At 62.7% G+C, this 220-nt stretch carries 1 protein-coding gene; it reads left to right on the top strand.

The genetic code is table 11. From position 1 onward, the window contains the following. Window positions 1-220, top strand: a 220-nt coding sequence (locus A3764_RS01510; protein WP_201722389.1) for an Hsp33 family molecular chaperone HslO, incomplete at both ends; no start/stop codon positions are given.

Here is a 220-nt window from a genome sequence, read left to right as displayed (position 1 = left end):
TCGATCAGGGCAAGGGCATGACCCCGTATCAGGGCATCACGCCGCTGACGGGCGAATCCCTGTCGGCCTGTGCGGAGGCCTATTTTGCCCAGTCCGAACAATTGCCCACGCGCTTTTCGCTCAGCTTCGGCAAATCCTCCGGTCCCGATGTCGCCGAACGCTGGCGCGGCGGGGGTATCATGTTGCAGCATATGCCCAAGGCATCGCCATTCGCCGCGAA

It is taken from the genome of Sulfitobacter sp. HI0129, from assembly GCF_001635395.1.
Taxonomy (GTDB): domain Bacteria; phylum Pseudomonadota; class Alphaproteobacteria; order Rhodobacterales; family Rhodobacteraceae; genus Sulfitobacter.
This window is presented reverse-complemented; position numbering and strand designations above follow the sequence as displayed.